We start from the raw sequence: 19,942 nt of genomic DNA on the forward strand, positions 1-19,942 counted from the left end.
CTCAACTATGAAGAATGGCTGGCCGTCAGCAACGCAAGTGCCTCTCGAAGCAAGACCACCGAAGCACTAACGTCTAGTTCGGGAGACTCGATTCTGCCGGTCATGGATAAGTAAGCGAAGTGAACCGCCGTGGAGTGTTTAGCCAACGCGACTAAATGTGGGCCGCTAGGACCTCGTACGCCGCTCAGCCAGTTCTGGACCGTTCGTTCACTCGCTCCCGTCCAACGGGCGAGCCTCTTGATCGTATGCCGAGAGCCGCCGAGCTCCTCCTTGAGCGCCAGGGCGATGGCCAACGGATACTCGGCACCAACCTCATCTTTCTTCGCGCGCAACTTCTTGCGTGTTGTCGGCAACATTTTTCGCGCCTCCAAAACTATATTCCCAGAACGCGAGCGGTGAACGCGCGAGGCCCATTTGTATCTCATCCATGGGAGGCCTAGTGACACGGGCTGATCCCTCGCGTAACAGGAGGTAGGGTGAAACGGATATCGCACACCGAAGGCTCACAAGAACCCGGCGGCCGCGGGCGGGCGGCAGCGTATGTGCGGATGTCGACGGAGCACCAGCAGTATTCCACCGAAAATCAGAAAGACGTCATTCTTGCGTTTGCCGAAAGCAGAAACCTCGATGTTGTCCGTATCTATGCCGATGAAGGAAAAAGTGGACTGCGCCTCGACGGCCGTGACTCGCTGAAGGCATTGCTGCGGGATGTCGAGTGCGGGGCGGCGGATTATTCGGTGATCCTCGTATATGACGTCAGTCGCTGGGGGCGATTCCAAGATCCAGACGAGAGCGCCAGCTACGAAATTCGCTGTAAACAAGCCGGCGTCAGGGTCCTCTACTGCGCCGAGCAGTTCGAGAATGACGGCAGCCCGGTTTCAAGCATCATCAAAAGTGTTAAGCGAACGATGGCGGGTGAATATAGCCGGGAGCTCAGTGTAAAGGTCCACGCTGGCCAATGTCGCCACATCCGCAACGGGTTTCGACAAGGTGGCCCCGCGGGTTTTGGCTTGCGCCGATTCCGCGTCGAACAGAATGGCGACAGGCACGAACTGCAACGCGGGGAGCATAAGGCAATCCAGACTGATCGCGTCATTCTCGCCCCCGGGCCGCCAGACGAAGTCTCGACCGTCCGAAACATCTACCGCTGGTTCGTCGAGGAAGGTCGCACCGAAGCAGAAATTGCTGCCGCTCTGAACGTTGCCGGCATCCGCACCGATCGCGGCGTCCTCTGGACTCGGGGAACCGTCCACCAGGTCCTTACCAACGACAAGTATGTTGGAGACAACGTTTGGAATCGAGTGTCGTTCAAGCTCAAGCAGGAGCGAGTTCGAAATCCGCCGGCATCTTGGATTCGCGCGGACAACGCATTCGCGCCCGTCGTAGACCGCATTATGTTCGAAGCGGCCCGCCAAATTATTCTCGCGCGCTCATACCGCCTGACCGATACAGATATGCTCGATGCGTTACGCAAGCTGTTGCTACGTACCGGCTACCTCTCCGGCATCATCATCGATGAAGCAACAAGTTGTCCATCCAGCAGTGCCTACGCGAGCCGCTTTGGAAGCTTGCTCCGAACATACGACTTGATTGGCTACAGGCCAGACCGAGATTACCGTTATGTAGAGATCAACCGGCGTCTACGTGAGCTTCATCCCGAAATTGTCACATTGGCAGAACAGGCAATGACCGATGCGGGCGCGCGTATCGCGAGAGACGCAGCATCCGGCCTATTGTGGGTCAACGAAGAGTTCAAGGTGTCACTAGCATTGTCGCGATGTCGACCGACTGGGGCCGGATCGAACCGCTGGATCATTCGCTTCGACAACGCACTACGCCCTGATATCACAGTCGCTGTGCGCATGGAGATCGATGCGAAATCAATTCGCGACTATTTCCTACTGCCGGCCATTGACATCTCGTCGGAGGTCGTTCGTTTGGGCGATCACAACGATTTCGGATTCGAGGCGTATCGCTATGACAACCTCGACATGCTTTGCCACTTGGCGCGCCGGGTTCCACTGAAGGGAGTCAGGTATGAATGATCGTGTTGATAAGATCATCGCCGCACTAGCACGCAGCGACCAGATCACTTTGATTCCGGTCGAAAAGCTTCGAGTGCTGAATCCCCGGACCCGAAATCCCTACTTCTTTTCGCAGCTCGTTGAAAACATCGCGTCTGTCGGACTCAAACGGCCTATAACGGTCGCACCTGGAGGACGCGACGCCGAGGGCTATTGGCATGAAGTGTTGTGCGGACAGGGCCGCCTTGAGGCATTGAAAGCATTGGGTGAGACGATGATCCCCTGTTGCGTGGTCGAGGCCAACGAGATCGACCGCTACCTCATCACGTTGACGGAGAACATTGCGCGCCGACGCCATTCGAACGACGAACTCTTGAATGGTCTACAGGTGCTACGTTCGAAGGGCTACAGCACCGAGGAGATCGCAAAAAAGACAAACTTAGACGACTCTTACATCAATGGCATCTTACAACTACTGGAAAAGGGGGAGCAGCGGCTGATACAGGCGGTGGAGAAGCGCGTCATGCCCCTATGGCTTGCTGTGGAGATCGCCCGTGCATCGAGTGAAGATGTTCAGGCCGCGATGGTCGCCGCTTACGAGTCTAAGACTTTGACAGGAGAGCAGTTGTTGCGCGTTCGGCGGCTCCTCAGCAAGCGGGAAACGTCTGGAAAAAAGATGCACGGTCGTCCGGCGCCGCGAGAGAAGCCGACTCCGCAGAAGCTTCTGCGAACCTATAAGAACGAGGTTCGTCGCCAAAAGATGATCGTGCAAAACGCCAATTTGCAAGAACAGAGGTTGCTCCTAATTACATCCGTTTTGCGGCGTTTTCTTTCAGACGAGCATTTCAGAACACTTCTGAGAGCAGAGGGCATCCTGGACATTCCGGAGGCCGTTGCCTCACGCATACCACCGGAGCTTATGCCATGAGTAATGTCAAACATGGATTTGAAGCAAAGGTCATCGAGGTTCCGCTCGAGCGAATCATCACATACTCGTCGTTGACCAAAGGCGCCCTAGCTACTCCGAAGTACAAGACCATTCTAAGCTCCATTGCTGAATTGGGTATCGTCGAGCCACTGGCAGTATTTCGTTCTCTTCGTCGTCTGGGTGACTACGATTTGCTGGACGGAAGGCTACGCCTCGAGGCGTTAAAGACGCTTGGTCGAGAAACCGCCCCATGCATGATTTCGACCGACGATGAGGGCTTCACCTTCAATCGCCACATCACTCGTCTCTCAGCCATACAAGAGCACAAGATGATCCTTGCCGCGTTGGCCAAAGGTGCGTCAGAGCAGCGAATTGCCGACGTGCTTCGGATGGATATTCGAAACATCCGGGAGCGGGTTACATTGCTGGACGGCGTTGCGCCCGAGGCAGCTGCGATCCTCAAGAACCGACAGGCTGCCCCAAAGGTATTTTCTACCTTGAAGAAAATGAAACCATACCGGCAAATCGAAGCCGCAGAAATGATGGTCGCGGCCAATAAATTCACTGCGAGTTATGCCGAAATGATTTTGGTTGCGACGCGGAGTGAGGCACTTATGGATGGCGCAAAGCCAAAGAAAAAAGATGAAATATCGAGTGAAGATCTCGCGAAGATGGAAAGCGAAATGGAGCGGCTTCGGCAAGACTGCCAAGCGGTAGAAGACGAGATTGGCGACACAATGCTGTCGTTGGTCGTTGCCAAGAGTTTTATGGCACGCCTGCTTCGCAACGATAACATCCACGGGCACTTGAGAAGGTACCACGGTGATTTACTTGCTAGCCTTGTATCAACGATGGATGCAATTTCGGCTGACAATCGTATTACCGAAAGAGAGTGAAGCAACCCAATACAAGGAACGATCAACGCAAACCTAGGCCGCCGGTGGCACTACCACGGGACAGGTGCACGCTGTTCGGGCGTGCACTCTCGCACTATGTTGTGCGCAGCATCACCGACCGATCGGCCGACGATGAGGATCGAAAAACTACCGCCTTATTCGGCGTCAGCGGCAACAATCAGAAAGCGATCGCGGTTCTTCGCCTTGGCGATCCATTGAGGCGGCTTGCCGCGGCCGCTCCACGTAGCACCGGTCTTCGGATCCTGATACTTCGGAGCCGCAGGCACACGCTTGCCAGCGACGCTCCCACGCTTTCGCCCGAAGATCTGCTCAGGCGTAATACCATATTCCGCCACTTGTTCCCGAATCGCCGCAACAATCGTTTCAAGTTCCGCGAGACGTGCAGCCTCCGCCTGTTTTGCCAACGCATCCGCCTGTGCTTTCAGTTCAAGGTAAGTTGCCATAGGCTTGGGGTGTTCGATTAGTTAAAACTCGAAGACTAGCCTCCAAATTTGATCGGGTCAACCCAAGGATTCACTCTCTAAGGAGTCCATTTCATTGATGAAACTTTCCGTCATCTCAGCAGCAGATCTCATGAGTCGAAGCAGCGTCGGTGATGAGATCTTGGGCATCGATCAGGCACCGACCGACATATTGATGGACGCGGTATAGGTACACAACGCCCCTCACTGACTTCGGGTTGTAGCAAACGATTCCTGTGATGCAACGCAGCGATGTCGGCAGAAGAATTTCCCCTATATTCTGGCGCGTCAACTTAATTCTTTATGTTAATGCGGGTTAAAAATCACCTCAGCAGACGTAGTCATGAACACATCTGAAGATGCCCCAATAAAGTTCGCCGTTCGATTTTGCTCGAGGTACTGCGCAAGCACTGCAGCGGCGCAACTGATTATTGCGCATCGGACGATGTCATCGCGATCCGCAGCGACACGTTAATCCACAATTTCACCAACAATATGGCAAACATCGCCCCAGTTCGGCATCGATAAGAAACAATAGCCAAAAAATCGTGCCTATCGAAAACGACTTTGCTACGATCACACGATTGGGCAGTGTGCCTGATGAGAGAGGGACCGATATATGGGAGGAGGCTGCTTCCCGGTCCGATAGAAGAACCAACAACGACAGGACGTCATCGCCTATGTCGCCAATTTCCCTTCAAGAGATCGCAAAGCAATTCTTTGCGCTGCAAAACAATCGGCTGTTCACCATCGACACGCCGTTGTCCGGTCGCTCAGCGCTCGTGCTGACCGAGTTCGTCTGCGAAGAGGGGTTGGGCGAACTGTTTGAAATGAAGTTCATGCTCGCGTCCCAAGACCCGAACATCGAGCTCAAGCAATTGATCGGCAAGCCGGTGACGGTCACCTTGCAGCTGACCGACGCGCTTGCCAGCACGGACGTGCGCTATTTCCACGGCTACGTCACCGATTTTATACACACAGGCACCGATGGCGGTCTGGCAACCTACGAGGCCGTCGCCAGGCCATGGCTCGCCTTCATGGATCGCCGTCAAGATATCCGGATTTTTCAGGAACAGACGGTCGGCGAGATCCTCAACGATGTGATGCATCGATACCGGAGATTCGGCGACGTCGTGTTTCGTTTGTCCGCGCCAACGGTTAATCGCAGCTACTGTACCCAGTACAAGGAGACTGATCTCGCTTTCGCGCTGCGCCTGATGCAGGAAGAAGGGCTGTTCTTCTATTTCGAACACAAGAAGGACGGCCATACATTAATCATCACGGACTCGTCAATCAACGCCGGTCCGATTGCCGGGTACAGTCCGGTGCTGCGCTATTCGACCGACGAGATCCTAGAAAGCAACCAGGTCGTTACATCATTCGTATCGCGTCGCAAATTCACGTCGGGCAGCGTCGCGCTGAAGACCGGCGACTATAAAGCGCCTGGCGCCCGGCGCTACGTCGAACGCGACACGGCTGTCGATCAGGGTGAAGTCGACAATTATGAGCTCTACGACTATCTCGGCGCCCACGGTTTTCCCGATTCCGATCGAGGCGAACAACTCGCCCGATTCCGGACCGAGGCGCTGGCAGCCCACAGCAAGATCTTCGTCGGCAAGAGTCACTATCGCAGGCTCGAGCTTGAGCGGTACTTCGAGCTCGACGCGCACTACGATCACGAGCAGGCGAAGCCCGAGGACCGGCAATTTCTATTGACGTCGATCCGGCACCACGGAACGAACAACTACCAGGCAAAGCCGAAGTCGCAAATCCTAACCGCGCCGGGCAGCGCGATCTATACGGCCGAATTCCGCTGCATCCGCAAGAAGATTCCTTATCGGCCGCTGCTGACGAGTCCGCGACCCATGATCCATGGCGTGCAGACAGCAGTGGTGGTCGGGCCGAAAGGCGAGGAAATTTACACCGACAGGCTTGGTCGCGTGAAGATCCAGCTGCCTTGGGATCGGCTCGGCAAGCAGGATCAGGCGAGTTCGTGTTGGGTTCGCGTCGCGCAACCCTGGGCCAGTAGCGGATTCGGGATGATCCAGCTTCCTCGCATTGGGGACGAGGTCGTCGTGACCTTCACCGACGGCAACCCTGATCGCCCCCTAATTATTGCATCTGTCTACAACGCGGCGAACATGCCACCGTGGGCGCTGCCGGACAACGCGACCCAGAGCGGCATCCTGACACGCTCAACGACAGGCGGCGACAATGGAACGGCGAACGCACTGCGCTTCGAAGACCGAAAGGGGCAAGAAGAAGTCTGGTTGCATGCGGAGAAAGATCAGCGCATCGAAGTCGAGAACGATGAATTGCACTCGGTCGGCAACGATCGCGAAAAATCGGTTGGGAACGACGAGAAGGCCAGCATTGGCCAGAACTGGACCTTATCGACTGGTGGCGTCAAGTTTGAGACCGTCGGTCTGGCCTCCGTGCAATCGGTCGGACTTGGCAAAATGCTCAACGTCGGTCTGGCCTACAACGTCAACGTCGGCGGCCTGTATCTACGCAATGTCGTACTGCAGATGGCCAGCACGGTCGGTATGGACCGCGTTGATCGCGTGGTACAAGACTGGACCGCGCACGTGGGACATACCTATGAGGTAACGGTACGAGGCAAGGCCGTCGGCGATGCGGTCAAGAAAGACCAGGAGACGCCGCTCGACATTTCCCCCAGCTTCAGCCCGCAAATTCCCGATCCGGTCCAGAGTGCGAATAGCAATCAGATCCGAATCACCGACTCGGGCGAGGCAAGCCTCTCAGGCGCGAAGACAGCGCAACTGATCGGTCCGGGCGGCACGATCACGATCGACGCGGCCGGTATTCACCTAAAGGGCAAGGGAATCTATCTCGAGGGACCGGTCACGCAGAGCGGCGGCAGTGCAAAAGGTCTCGCGCCCGTCACGGAGGCCGATTGCGCGGAATGCGCTAAGAAGACCACTAGCGCGCATCCAGTGGACGTTGCAACTGGCCAGAAGTTGCTCACGCACGACGATTTCACATTGCCAGGAAGAGTGCCGATCCGCTGGAACCGGCGTTATCGCAGTGCCGATCAGCGAATCGGCAGTTTCGGCGTCGCGTGGAAGCTTCAGTACGCGACCGAAGTACGTCGCGTGACGATCGCTGATATACCGAAGCTTGTCTATATCGACTTCGACGGCCGACAGCTGCAATTTCCGTTGCTCGATTCGGGTCAGGAACACTTTCATCCGATCGAGAAATACGCGCTTCAGCGGCTTGACAGTATCGAGGGACTCACGAGGTACGCGGTACGCTTTCCGAATGGCATCGTCGAGACGTATAGCCCGCATCCGAGCGAATCCGATCGTTGGCTGTTGGAGCGCTACGAGACCCGCGACAAGCAATCGCTGTCGTTTAGGTATACGCCGAGCGGCAACCTGCATCAGATCCGGAACAACTGCCATACGGTCTCGTGCCAGCATGACAGTGAAGGCCGCATCATCGAGGTCCATCTGCTCGACGAGCATGGCACTTCGACGCAGAAACTTGCCGCGTATCGATACGACGATCACGGCGATCTCGTTCAGGCGATCGACAGCGGCAATCTAACCTGGACATACGCGTATCACACGCACCTGCTGACGCGCTACGAGACGCCGTCCGGCGCAACGTTCGTCGCCGAGTGGGATGGCGAGACGCCACAGTCGCGCTGCATCAGAACCTACGCGTACACACTCGACGCCGACGGCCAGCCAGTCGTGACGCGCGAGGTACGCTTCTCGTACCAGCCGACCGCCCGGATGACGCAGGTGACGGATGCACTCGGGAATACGACGACATACCGCTACAACGGCCTATGGGCAGTCGACCAGATCGTTCATTCGGATGGCAGCGTGGACCAGACCGAGTTCGATGAGACGGGTAATGTCGCGGCGCGCATCGACGCGCTCGGCCGCAGGACGCAATCAATCAGCGACGCAACCGGGAATCCGATCGCGATCCGTGACGCCGCAGGTCAGCTGACGCGCATTGAATACAACGACCAGAACTTGCCTACGCGAATTACCGATCCCGTCGGGCATATCTGGCAGCGCGAATACGACACCGACGGCCATCTGGTCAAGGAGATCGACCCGCTCGGCAACACATCTAGTACCACGTTTGAGAATGGCTTGGCTGTTGCGCACACCGACGCGCTCGGTAACGTGACGAAAACACAATTCAACGACGCCGGTCAGATGATCGCACGCACCGACTGCTCGGGCGTCACGACGCAGTACGGTTACGACGAGCGCGGGCGGCAAACCCACCAGACGAACGCACTCGGGCAGACGAGCAAATTTTACGGTAATGCTGCCGGACTGCCGACGGCGATCGCCCCGGCTGGGCTCGGCGTCTGGAAAACGACATACAATCGAGCAGGACAGGCGATCGCCTATACCGATCCGCTCGGGCGCACGACGCAGGTGACACGGGACGCCTACGGCCAGATCGTCCGGGTTGAAGCGCCGGATGGCACCACCACCAATTACAGTTACGACGCGCTCGGGCGAGTCGCGGCGCTGACCAACGCCAAGGGCGAGCGCTGCACGTTCGTGTATGACGCGCAGAGTCGCATGATTGCCCAAACGGGATTCGATGGCCGACGCCAGCAAGTCGAATACAACGCCGTTGGCGAACAGATCGCGCAAATCAATCACGGCAATGACGGCCAATTGCGCACGACGCTGCTGTACGACAGTCTGGGACGGCCGATCGAGCGACGACTCGGGGATGGCACACACACCACATTCGGCTACGACGCTCGTGGCCTGCTGACGCAGATCCGCCACGAACCGAAAGACAGCGAACCCTCGCAGATCACGTACGAATACGATGCTGCCGGACGGCGCACGGCCGAGGTTCAATCGCACCACGGGCGAGTTTGGCGACTCCAGCACACGTTCGATGCAGCCAGCAACCGCAGCGGGATGCAGTTGCCCGGCGTCGGCTTGCTGACGTGGCAACGTTACGGCAGTGGTCATATCCACGGGCTACTGCTCGACGGCGAACCGCTGGCGAGTTTCGAGCGCGATGCGTTACATCGGACGATTCATGCGGCTCAAGGCCCTATCGCACAGCTGTTCGCGTACAACGACGCTGGACTCCTTCAAACTCAGCGCTTGCAGGACCTCGATGAACGGGGGCAGCCACGTGCGGAACCGCGTCCGTGGCGCACATGGGATTACGACATGGCCGGGCAGATCACGCGGCTGACCGACACGTGGCGAGGCGAGCGTCATTTCGAATACGATCCGCTCGCGCGGTTGACTGGTGTGAACCGGCAGGGCGGCGAAGCCGTCCCGCAACCAACGGGTGAAATATATCGGTACGATCCAGCCGGCAACCTGCTCTCGCGGCTAGACCACGGATCGGAACGCGACAGCACAGCTACGTCGATGGCCGATGCAGCCGCCATCCCGGAGGCGCCTGGCGATCGACTGAAGAGATTCATCACAGTCACCGGACTGACACGCTCCCAACTTGATTTCAGCTACGATGGGCACGGCAACCGTACAGGGCGCGTAGAGCGTCCGATACAGGACGTTCCCGAGTCGGATCACAATCCGGGGCTGCTCGATCGGTTACTTGCCCGCAGGGAGGCCGTCCCTCCCGTAATCACACCTGAATCCGTGGAAACGCGCTACCGCTACGACAACGGGCATCAATTGAGCAGTATCGAACAGGCCGACGGCAGCCGCACCGAATACCGGTACGACGCGCTCGGCCGACGGATCGCAAAGATTCACACCCCCGCCGGCGCAGCGCCGTCTACGACGCTGTTCGTCTGGGACGGCGACTGGATGCTGCAGGAAGTCCGTGCGGGTCAGACACCTCGTAACGATGAGTCCGTGACCTATGTTGCCCATCCGGACCATGCCGGGCCGGTGGCTCGGCTCGAGCGCGGCAAAAGGTACTTCTACATTACTGATCACCTTGGCGCTCCGCAAGAACTCTACGACGAGATGCGCCGGGTCGTGTGGGCGGCAGACTTCGACGGCTACGGACAGACGAAGTCCATGATCGCCGACGAAATCGACAACCCGATTCGGTTTCCGGGACAATTCAGGGACAGAGAGTCCGGGCTGTACTACAACCGGCATCGATACTACGATCCAGCTATAGGTCGATACATCAATCAGGATCCGATCGGACTGCGTGCAGGGCTAAATTTCTACGCCTATGCGGACGGCATTCCGACACACAAGATCGATCCCGATGGTCTCGGAACAATAGCAATGGGGGCCGGTATCGGAAGCGTCGTTCCGGGACCGGGAACACTGATTGGCGCAGGAATCGGTGCGCTCGTCATGATCGGAGCGGGCATCTGGTACATGACGAGGTCCACGGACAGTACGCAAGAAAAGGTCAAGGAAAAAGATGATTGCCCGAATAAATGCAACCCGTGCAAAACCGTGTCGGGGAAAATCATCGCGGTTGGCACATTTGCGTACAGGCCGCTTGATGTGATACCTGATACTGAAATGCAACATGGCGTGTACGGGTCGCATCACAATATATTTCAGGCCAATCAGTCGCCATATCCGAAATGCATTTGCTTCTGGGCGAAGCAAAAATATGTGCTTAAGCCTGAGCAATTAACGTCAAGCATGGTGCCGATTGAGCCATTTCTCAACTCGCCTTGATAGGGAGGAGGCGCATCGTGAAATACGTTTCATCTGGGCTAGAGATCCACATTGGCGATCATGTTATCGTCGAGGGGAACGTTGCTGGCCTTGTCGTCTGTGATTTCGACAAGCGCCAATGTGTAGATGGCTATGACGACTGGCTTATCGATGAAGAGTTGGTCGGAGGCGGAAAATTATCAGAAGGTATTCTTGTGGAAACAAAGGAGCTTGGATTTCTTTACTACTCCAGCGACGATGATGACATAGCGAAGGACCCGAAATTTACTGATTCGAAATGATATGTTCGGGGCATCGTGACGATTTTCAAGCAATCGCTGACGGAAAAAGCCCCAGGCAATAGTGGCGACTGTGTTGTTGTATGTAATAGCGATAGCGATTATTCAACCGATCGTCCGATGATGCTACGGCCCCGCGTGGAAAATTGCCATGATTGGTGCCGAACGTATGAACTGATATACCACGAACCTCCGGAAGATGTATCAAGGGTGATTTCACGGGACCTTTTAGAGACATTGAGTTGACAAAATGCAACCCATCATTCGCAAGGGTGACCTGACTGATCACGGCGGTGTCGTGCTCGATGGCTTCGCCGGCATGGATCTCGGTGGCCTGCCTGCGGCTGGTGTTGGTCATATGGTCAGCTGCCCGAAATGCAAAGGCATATTCCCGATCACTCAGGGATCGAATCAGTATGCGATTGAAGGTCGCGCGGTCGCCTTGCACGGCATGAAGACCGCGTGCGGCGCATCCCTTATCGCCAGTCAGCAGCAGTTTCTTGCGGAGAAGTAGAATGTGCTTCCATATTTCGTTCGCCGGCAGCAAAAATAGGATTGCAACACGCCCCAAAGAATTCTCTCTGCGCACGATGTTGAACAAACGGAATTTGACACTTGACTATCGATCGTAAATGGTCGCCGAGATAGCGATTTTTGGACATGGTGTTGCGTCCTAATTCGACGGTAAAGGAAACATAATTGTCGCTCCCGTCGTTTTCGGTTTTCCAACGCTGGTAGCGCCTCGAAAAAGGACGAACTCGTGCCTTAGATCGCTTGCGCAAGTTTTCCGCTCACGCGCATTCAGCATGCCCCTCCCTAAAATGGCTATCACGTCTTCGCCCATCGAACCTGACCTGGAACTTACTTGATTCGCAATCACGGCAAAAAAAGCCGAAGTGACCTTGAAGTTCTCCGCCGTCAATGGCAATATCAGTAATGATATAGTTCCGAGATTCGGACCTATTTCTGCAGGGTTGGCCGGGTTGGTCGAACACACAAGCTTCGATTTCTTCCGCCGCACTGCCGCATGAAGCTACACCAGAAGGAGACCAGATTTTACCCTGAGGCTCGACTCCCTCGCGGTCAAAATCACTTAAAAATTAATGTCGAAATTAAGAAATGTCCAAGAACACGCTTTTATGTAATCATAGTCATCAGGAAGTGGAGTTTCAGATATCTTGCGGCTTTAACATTGCCCACGTACTCCAAGCAGATTACGAGTGGGGACAAGAAAAAGCCAAGATTATCCAAGAACTTCTAGCAAACAATCCTGACGCCCAGAACGATGTAGTCAAGCTTCAAGAATTATTCAAGCAATATAATTTGGAAGATTGGCACTGGGAGTGGTCAAGAAAGGCGTTCCAGTGCAAAGGCCCGCAGTATGAATGGTTTTACATGATCGCTGAGGCCCGAGTTCAGGGAATAGCAATTATCTATCATCCCGAACCGAGCAGGATGAATGGAAATGATATATTCTACATTGACTATTTGGCAACTGCGCGCTGGAATCGGAATCGACCGGGGTACACAAAGCAATTTGGTCAGGTTGGATCACTTCTTCTTTCACATTGCATAGATTACTCCGTAAATGATCTTGGATACCAACCTGGCTTCTGCCTTCACTCCTTACCGAATGCAGAAGCCTATTATCTTAAGATCGGCATGACTGATCTTGGCCTGGATCCTAGGAAAGAGAATTTGCGGTTTTTCGAAGCTCAAGAGGATGCCGCCAACGCATTGATGGGGGTAGCAAATGGATGACATTTCCGATTTCATGGCGCTATCTTTTTCCTTGGAGAAAGAGCGCCGCATTGAAAATGCATTGCGCATCCTCATTGATCAAAGCAGCAACCTCCCCTGGAAGGAGCTGAGGAAGCGCGGTTCCGGCGAGCCAGACATCTTGGTTCTAATGAATGCCGCCGCCGAGCTGGCTTCGATAGACTCGACAGTTTTTTTTAGAAAGCGCGAGGATGCAAACGAAGCGTTGACGCTGGTTTGGCTCGGCAAGGTTTTGAAAAAAGCACGCACTCAATCGCTTGCCAACCTCGACATCGAATATAAAGGTATATCGCAAGCCGACCTCAGAGCCATAGCGACACGAAGCTCAGACACGGCAGCGATTTCCAGCCTCGTGGATTTTATTTTCACGAATTATGGAATTGCAGTTGTGTTCGAGAAGGCCTTTCCATCAATGAAACTCGACGGTGTTACGGCGAAATTGCCAAATGGAGTCCCTGTAATCGGCTTAAGTTTGAGATACGCGCGTTATGACCATCTTTGGTTTACATTGCTGCATGAGTTAGCACATGTATCAATGCACTACGATCAACTGGAAAGCCCAATTTTTGATAATCTCGACGAAGACAATGACGCCTCCGATATCGAAATTGAGGCAAACAGATTGGCTGCCGATTCATTGATTCCTCGTCGAATTTGGAATAAAGCGGCTGTACATCGATCAATGAATCAAGAAGATCTCTATGAGATGGCGGAAGCAGCGGGCGTTCACCCTGCCATTGCGGCTGGCATGGTGAGAAAACGGAATGGGAATTACAAAATATTCTCCGAACTGGTAAATTCAATCGATGTTCGAGATATCTTGGAGATTGAATGATGCCAGAGTATACGCCGTTTTTAAAATTCAAACAAAACGAGATATCCGCCTTGGCGGAATTTGAGAGATATCGAAATAAGAGCGTAGTGCCGTTTTTTGACATACCGAGGCCCAAAGATATTTCCGAGAGTGAGATTTTAGATCGAATTAGAATTGGCGTTAGGCAAATCGAGAGGCATTTACCAGATGCGAATTTCTATATCGACAATTTCGATCTTGATGACTCGATTAACCTAAACGGGAAAAATCAGTATACTTACATTCTTCAAGCCGTCTCCCATTTAAACGCTATTCCTGTTGTGGCATTGAATCGCGATGGAAGTCACAATCCTGCCGCTCTCACCGCCGTTCAGAAGATCGGATGTGATGTTGCGATTAGGCTCACTATTGAAGATATCGAGAGCTACAAGCTCACAAAGCCCGACCTAGTAGCAATCTGGCCACTGTTGATAGATGCGAAACCACGAGAAATACACGTGATCATTGATTTTCGTGTTATCGCATCGGATCTCGACAAATTGAAAGATGTCGCAGTAAATTTTGTCAATTCTCTTTGCGCAGATTTTTACGTTGATAGAATCGTATTTACCGGATCCTCGATTCCACCTGTGATCACCGCGATACTTTCGACAAACAGTAGCACCTCAATTGAGCGCCAGGAGTGGCATCTTTGGAAAAAGATTGAGGCATCGCTATCGAAATCGATTTTATCGAAATCAAATTTCGGAGACTACGGACTTGTTAGCCCAGAGTACTCCGATCTAGATTTGGAGATATGGCTTGTTCAAGGTGTGGCAGCACCAAAGGTTTTTTATACCTACGACACGCGCTATTTTGTTGTGCGAGGCGGAGCTTTCAAGACACATCCAAACGGTTATGGACAGTATTTCGATATCGCGGACGCAATAGTAGCCAAGCCATTCTACCGAAAGCCAGCCTATTCGTTTGGAGATAAATACATCTACGATCGGAGTACATTGACTACAAAGCGAGCCAAACGCGGGGGAAGCCCGAGCTCGTGGCTAAAGGCTACACTTTCATCGCACATCACCTTTATTGTAGATGCCGTTTAGCTTGCTGACGAATCTCAATAGATTCTGCGAGCAGAGTTGTGACCTGATCCTTTGTAAGTTTTGATGCAATTTTGGTTGCCAATTCTGCTCGCGTATCACTCTTTTTTGTTTTTATTGATTCATTTTTGCTTGTCAAATTCAACAACTCATCCTTCCAAAGCATTAGCAATGATGTTTCCTTGCAGAAATCGGGGTTATTCCGAGCAGCCCTGATATAGCTTAAAACCACACCCGATGAAGCACATTTAGCCAAAATAATTCCCCAAAAGCTCGGAAGATTTTTCGTAGCCCACCCGAGGTGATTCGATGTAGTCACCAGGGTTAATTTTGGGAAGGAAAGATTATAATATTTTGACTGCTTGGCTACGCGAGAAACGCTGTCGCCTTCACCCTTAATCTCAAACCCGTGAAGCTCGGAATAAATCGCGGCAACGTCGACAATAGCGTTACTGTTGTGCACGCCTAGTTCCTGGACAAGCAATTTCGGCTTCGGGCTTCGTGCATTCAACATCGAAATTAGAGCTTTTCTTATCGCCTTGTCATCAAGCATGTGCATCAAAAAAATGAAGAAGGGTTAAGAACACGTCTGAGAGAATGTCAGCGCCTCCTTCCAGCAATATTTGGGTGGCGCAAGAGATGATTCGACTCGGATCGCCGCATTAGCGGGGCAGATCGCCGCTCTCCATCCCCCTTTTTCTGTGGCTTGGTCGAAAACGTACTCGACCCGAATAGAGCCCCTGCTTTCGCCCACCTTGGGAGGCATCGACCCTGCGAGAGTATGGGTGATTCTACAGGTCTTGACCAGATCAGCCCGCGGCGGCCCAGCCTGTCTGGTCGCCCCGCCACCTGCATGCCTCCAGCCGCAAGGCTTTGAGCGTGCGGGCACAATTTCAACAGGGGAAACGAATTTCATGAGCGAGCGCACACCAACTGCCCGCGTCTCCTCACACAAGCGCCTGGGCTACCGTGACGGCCAAGTCCTGTCCAGCTATTGCGTATGAAATGTGCTCAACACGAAAGCAGCCAAGGCCCGCCTCGATTTGGATATGTCTATTGAGGTCAAGAAACAGATCGAGGCGCTTCGTCATCGGATGCACGATGACAGCATGTCAGAAGTCAGCCGGCGGGCGCTCCGTGTCTACGATTTCGTGATGGCGCAACAGGAGCAAGCCGCGGCCTTGGTTCTCGGTTCCGTGGACGGCACCGATACGCGACTGCCTCTTCTTTGCGGCCTCGCTCTGGCTTGAGGCGACGCCCAAAACTCAAACTGAGATTCGCACGTTCACCTGTGTCATTAGTTGACGCGCCACGGCATCCGTCCAGCTACGTCCAAACAACAAAGCCGGCACAAGGCCGGCTTTGTTGTTCGAGAAGCATAACGTTGCACTTTGTCAGGGAAGCATATCTTTGCACTTGGGGCAAAAATATGGTTCCTGTCTCATAGTACGTTGTTTTTACTGGAATTTATGGTGGAGCGGAGGAGGATCGAACTCCCGACCTTCGCATTGCGAACGCGACGCTCTCCCAGCTGAGCTACCGCCCCAACAGTCGACCATCATACACACGCATTTCCGCGCTTGGCAATAGGGGTTACGTCACTCCCGTCGCGTTACTTCGACGGCGCCCCCGCCAATACCCATTCGACCACCGAACGGACGTCGGCATCGCTCATGCGCGGATGCGCCGGCATCGGAATCGCGCCCCAGACGCCCGAGCCGCCGTCCTTCACCTTCTTCGACAGCTTGGCCACGGCCTGCGGATCGGACTTGTAGCGCGCGGCGATATCCTTGAACGACGGGCCGACGAGCTTGCGGTCGACCGCATGGCAGCCCATGCACGCGTTGCTGCGCGCCACCTTCAGGCCGTCGCCGACGTCCGCATGAGCGACGCCCAGCGTGCCGGCCGCGAACGCCGCAGCCGCGGCGCCCTGCACCATCCATCGTTTCATCTGCTTCATCCGCATGCCCGTCATTGCGCCTTCGCCTTCGGATTGCCCGGATGCACGCTCGACGAATTCGAGATCGGCGCGGGCGACTGCAGCGGCGCGGACTGCACCGACGCGTCCGGCACCGCGCCGACCGTCGCGCTGTCCGCCGGCGCGGCGGCCGCCTGCGCGCCGGATGCGCCGCTCGCCGGCGACGCGTCCTGCAGCGCCTGCGCGTCCTGCGGCTTCACGTACTGGAACACCTTCACGACCTTCTCGACGCCCGGCACCTGGCTCGCGGCTTCCGCACCGCGATTGCCCTCATCCACCGTCACGAGGCCCATCAGGTAAAGATTGCCGCGTTCGGCGACGACCTTGTAATAGTTCGCCGAGATGCCCTTCGTCGCGATCAGCTCCGACTTCACGCGCCCTTCGAGGTACGAGTCGTTCGCGCGCGACGACAGCGACGACGCCGGCTCGACCGACAGCTCGTTGACGATGCCGTTCACGTTGTTGATGCCGCGCACGATTTCCTCGGCGCGCTGCTTCGACGCATCGTTCGGCACTTCGCCCGTCAGCAGCACGCGACGGTTGAACACCGTCACGTTCACGTGCGACTGGTCCGGCAGCCCGTTGTTGATCTGCGTGAGCGACTTGACCTGGATCTCGCGATCCTCCGTCTGCGCGCCGAGCGTACGGCGATCGGTCGCGATCAGCGCGCCGCCGCCCGCCGCAGCGCCCACGACTCCGAGCACACAACCCTGCAGCGACACGGCGAGGCCCGCCGTCAGCGCGGCGAGCAGCGTGGTTCTGACGAGCGTCTGTTTGACGCGGCTTTGATTCATCGACGGCTCTCCTTCGTTCAATCCTCACCCAGCAGCATCGCGTCGATGCCGTCGCACAGGCAGTGGATGGTCAGCAGATGGACTTCGTGGATGCGCGCCGCGCGAACGGCGGGCACGCTGATCGGAATATCGGTGTCGGACAGCGCGGCCGCGACCGTGTGGCCGTTGCCGCCCGTCAATGCGACGACGGTCATCTCGCGCTCGTGCGCTTCGTCGATCGCCGCGAGCACGCGCGGCGATGCGCCACCCGCGTCGAGCACCAGCAGGACGTCGCCCGTCTGGCCCAGCACGCGCACCTGCTGCGCGAACAACTGCTCGACGGCCGCCGCGCCCGCGAGGCCGGCCTGCGACGCGTCGGTGGCCAGCGCGATCGCGGGCAAGCCCGGACGCTCGCGCTCGAAACCGCCGACGAGCGACGCGGCGAGGTATTGCGCGGCGGCGGCCGACGGGCCGTCGCCGCACGCGACGATCTTGTTGCCGTTCGCCAGTGCGGCGAACATCGCATCGACCGCGGCTGCGATCGGCAGCGACAGCGCGTCGGCCGCTTCGGCATGAAGCGCGGCGCTGTCGCGGAATTGTTGCTGAATACGTTCGACTGACATCGATTCCTGGTGAACTGGGCGCGCGGCACAACTCGCGCGACATCGTGGGTGCGGCGAGTTTACCGTACTCCGGCGCCCTCTCCGGGGGTCCGGCAAGAACTCTTTACATCTCGTCACAGCTCGCGACTACGCGTCGTCGGTACGAAATGCGTCGCGCAGCCACGCGAGCCGTCCGGCCTCGAACGCGACGACGTCGAAACGGCACGCGGCGCCGGCGCCGTGCCGCGACCAGAACTGCAACGCGGCCGCGACCAGACGCCGCCGCTTGCGCCAGCCGACGCTCGCGGCCGCGCCGCCATGCCGGGTGCTGCGCCGCGCGCGCACCTCGACGAACACGAGCATGCCGTCGGGCTCGCGCATCACGAGATCGAGCTCGCCGCCGCGCATCGTCACGTTCGCGGCGACGAACCCGAGACCGCGGCGCTCGAGAAACTGCCGCGCGCGCTGCTCGAACGCCGCACCGACCGGCTTGGATCGCGCCGCGCCGGAAAAGTTGTCGCCCGAAGGCGGCCGACCGCACGCGCCCTCCGGCCGGGCCGGCGCCGCGTGGCACAATGCCGTCCTTGTTCCGTTCGTGCCGCGATTGCGTGCCTTGCCTGCCATGACTGCCCTCCTCGAACTCGCGCATACGCAGCACTACCCGGACGCCGCGCTCTACGTGGTCGCCACGCCGATCGGCAATACGGCCGACATCACGCTGCGCGCGCTGCACGTGCTCGGCCTCGCCGACCGCATCGCGGCCGAAGACACCCGCAACACGGGCCAACTGCTCGCCCGCTACGGGATCTCGAAACCGCTCGTCGCCGTGCACGAGCACAACGAACGCGAAGCCGCGCAGCGCGTGATCGAGCTGCTGCGTGGCGGCGAACGCGTGGCCTACGTGTCGGACGCCGGCACGCCCGGCATCTCGGACCCCGGCGCGCGGCTCGTCGACGCCGTGCGTGCCGCCGGCTTCACGGTGGTTCCGCTGCCGGGCCCGAGCGCGGCCGTGACCGCGCTGAGCGTGGCCGGCGACTGGGCCGGCGCGTTCACGTTCGCGGGCTTCCTGCCGCCGAAGGCGAAGCAGCGCGCGACCGCGCTGCAGGCGCTGGCCTCGCACCCGTACGCGCTGGTGTTCTATGAAGCGCCGCACCGGATCGCCGAAACCGTCGCCGCGCTCGCCGACGCGCTCGGCCCCACGCGCCGGCTGCTGATCGCGCGCGAGCTCACCAAGCTACACGAGGAGTTGTTCCAGGGCACCCTGGCCGAAGGACGGAGCTGGCTCGCCGGCGACGCGAACCGGCAGCGCGGCGAGTTCGTGCTGGTCGTCGAAGGCGCACCGGCGGCAAGCGGCGAAGCCGACGATACCGCGCACGACGCGCTGCTCAGGCTGCTGCTGGAAGAGGTGCCGGTGAAGAGCGCGGCCAGGCTCGCGGCCGCGCTCACGGGCGCATCGCGCAACACGCTGTATGCGCGTGCGCTCGTGCTGAAGGAAGGCTGACGCGCGACGCCGGCGCGCGGAATCGGCATAGGGGACGGCCATGAGGCCGTACCCCTGCCACACCACCCGGCATGCGGGTCCGCACCGGGCGGTTCGGGAAGTTGAGGTTATGAGAGTCGGGGCACACCCAGCCGATCGAAGTACGC

17 protein-coding genes and 1 tRNA gene are annotated in these 19,942 nt (G+C 56.8%); 10 read left to right on the plus strand and 8 right to left on the minus strand.

Translation table 11 applies throughout. From position 1 onward, the window contains the following. The first annotated feature begins 485 nt into the window (after positions 1-485). From WS95_RS06945 to WS95_RS06955, 3 genes are read left to right on the plus strand one after another with little or no spacing between them, the layout of a single operon-like run. On the plus strand, positions 486-2,045 hold the full coding sequence (locus tag WS95_RS06945; RefSeq protein ID WP_373557147.1) for a recombinase family protein: 1,560 nt from the start codon (positions 486-488) through the stop codon (positions 2,043-2,045). Beyond that, the gene (locus WS95_RS06950; RefSeq protein WP_059822971.1) at positions 2,038-2,952 is read left to right on the plus strand and encodes a ParB/RepB/Spo0J family partition protein; all 915 of its coding nucleotides are present in this window, start codon (positions 2,038-2,040) and stop codon (positions 2,950-2,952) included. Before WS95_RS06945 ends, WS95_RS06950 begins: the two co-directional genes overlap by 8 nt. Beyond that, positions 2,949-3,848 carry a plasmid partitioning protein RepB C-terminal domain-containing protein gene (locus WS95_RS06955; RefSeq protein ID WP_059822973.1) on the plus strand — a complete coding sequence of 300 codons (900 nt, stop codon included), beginning with the start codon at positions 2,949-2,951 and terminating at the stop codon, positions 3,846-3,848. The genes WS95_RS06950 and WS95_RS06955 overlap by 4 nt, the downstream gene beginning before the upstream one ends. Before the next feature lie 155 nt (positions 3,849-4,003). On the opposite strand, the gene WS95_RS06960 is transcribed toward WS95_RS06955, so the two are convergent. Beyond that, a complete protein-coding gene (locus tag WS95_RS06960; protein ID WP_059822975.1) occupies positions 4,004-4,312 on the minus strand; it encodes an H-NS histone family protein in 309 nt (102 codons plus the stop codon). A 698-nt stretch (positions 4,313-5,010) separates the two neighbouring features. On the opposite strand from WS95_RS06960, the gene tssI reads away from it, so the two are divergent. After that, the gene (tssI, locus tag WS95_RS36005; RefSeq protein ID WP_063890152.1) at positions 5,011-10,980 is read left to right on the plus strand and encodes a type VI secretion system tip protein TssI/VgrG; all 5,970 of its coding nucleotides are present in this window, start codon (positions 5,011-5,013) and stop codon (positions 10,978-10,980) included. A 17-nt stretch (positions 10,981-10,997) separates the two neighbouring features. Then, positions 10,998-11,261: a hypothetical protein gene (locus WS95_RS34670; protein ID WP_156444445.1), complete on the plus strand. Its 264-nt coding sequence runs from the start codon at positions 10,998-11,000 to the stop codon at positions 11,259-11,261. 25 nt (positions 11,262-11,286) lie between these two features. On the opposite strand, the gene WS95_RS36180 is transcribed toward WS95_RS34670, so the two are convergent. After that, positions 11,287-11,859 carry a hypothetical protein gene (locus WS95_RS36180; protein ID WP_441294155.1) on the minus strand — a complete coding sequence of 191 codons (573 nt, stop codon included), beginning with the start codon at positions 11,857-11,859 and terminating at the stop codon, positions 11,287-11,289. Positions 11,860-12,377: 518 nt separating this feature from the next. On the opposite strand from WS95_RS36180, the gene WS95_RS34675 reads away from it, so the two are divergent. From WS95_RS34675 to WS95_RS32820, 3 genes are read left to right on the plus strand one after another with little or no spacing between them, the layout of a single operon-like run. Further along, complete coding sequence (locus tag WS95_RS34675; RefSeq protein ID WP_156444446.1) at positions 12,378-13,019, plus strand: hypothetical protein; 642 nt, start codon at positions 12,378-12,380, stop codon at positions 13,017-13,019. After that, a complete protein-coding gene (locus WS95_RS32815) occupies positions 13,012-13,872 on the plus strand; it encodes an ImmA/IrrE family metallo-endopeptidase (protein ID WP_082746860.1) in 861 nt (286 codons plus the stop codon). Before WS95_RS34675 ends, WS95_RS32815 begins: the two co-directional genes overlap by 8 nt. Next, a complete protein-coding gene (locus tag WS95_RS32820; RefSeq protein ID WP_082746861.1) occupies positions 13,869-14,945 on the plus strand; it encodes a beta family protein in 1,077 nt (358 codons plus the stop codon). Before WS95_RS32815 ends, WS95_RS32820 begins: the two co-directional genes overlap by 4 nt. Here the strand turns inward: WS95_RS32820 and WS95_RS34680 are convergent. Beyond that, entirely contained in the window at positions 14,926-15,495 is a 570-nt protein-coding gene (locus WS95_RS34680) for a sce7726 family protein (RefSeq protein ID WP_179950170.1), read from the minus strand. The two genes, WS95_RS32820 and WS95_RS34680, sit on opposite strands and share 20 nt — an antisense overlap. A 454-nt stretch (positions 15,496-15,949) precedes the next feature. Here WS95_RS34680 and WS95_RS06980 point away from each other — a divergent pair, with 454 nt between their 5' ends. After that, positions 15,950-16,192, plus strand: coding sequence for a ribbon-helix-helix protein, CopG family (locus WS95_RS06980; RefSeq protein ID WP_257139627.1), 243 nt, complete (start codon positions 15,950-15,952; stop codon positions 16,190-16,192). Positions 16,193-16,412: 220 nt separating this feature from the next. On the opposite strand, the gene WS95_RS06985 is transcribed toward WS95_RS06980, so the two are convergent. The 5 genes from WS95_RS06985 to WS95_RS07005 form a co-directional block, all read right to left on the minus strand. Next, positions 16,413-16,488 (minus strand) — tRNA-Ala (locus WS95_RS06985). 66 nt (positions 16,489-16,554) lie between these two features. Further along, positions 16,555-16,917: a c-type cytochrome gene (locus WS95_RS06990; RefSeq protein ID WP_034209552.1), complete on the minus strand. Its 363-nt coding sequence runs from the start codon at positions 16,915-16,917 to the stop codon at positions 16,555-16,557. Beyond that, positions 16,914-17,714, minus strand: a complete 801-nt coding sequence (locus WS95_RS06995; RefSeq protein ID WP_034209553.1) for a BON domain-containing protein — start codon at positions 17,712-17,714, stop codon at positions 16,914-16,916. Before WS95_RS06995 ends, WS95_RS06990 begins: the two co-directional genes overlap by 4 nt. Before the next feature lie 17 nt (positions 17,715-17,731). Next, on the minus strand, positions 17,732-18,316 hold the full coding sequence (locus tag WS95_RS07000; protein ID WP_034209554.1) for an SIS domain-containing protein: 585 nt from the start codon (positions 18,314-18,316) through the stop codon (positions 17,732-17,734). A 126-nt stretch (positions 18,317-18,442) separates the two neighbouring features. Further along, positions 18,443-18,871: a YraN family protein gene (locus WS95_RS07005; protein ID WP_179950171.1), complete on the minus strand. Its 429-nt coding sequence runs from the start codon at positions 18,869-18,871 to the stop codon at positions 18,443-18,445. 46 nt (positions 18,872-18,917) lie between these two features. Here WS95_RS07005 and rsmI point away from each other — a divergent pair, with 46 nt between their 5' ends. Continuing rightward, entirely contained in the window at positions 18,918-19,796 is an 879-nt protein-coding gene (gene rsmI / locus WS95_RS07010) for a 16S rRNA (cytidine(1402)-2'-O)-methyltransferase (RefSeq protein WP_034209556.1), read from the plus strand. The last annotated feature ends 146 nt before the right edge of the window (positions 19,797-19,942 follow it).

The organism is Burkholderia sp. MSMB1826 (assembly GCF_001526325.1).
Lineage (GTDB): Bacteria > Pseudomonadota > Gammaproteobacteria > Burkholderiales > Burkholderiaceae > Burkholderia.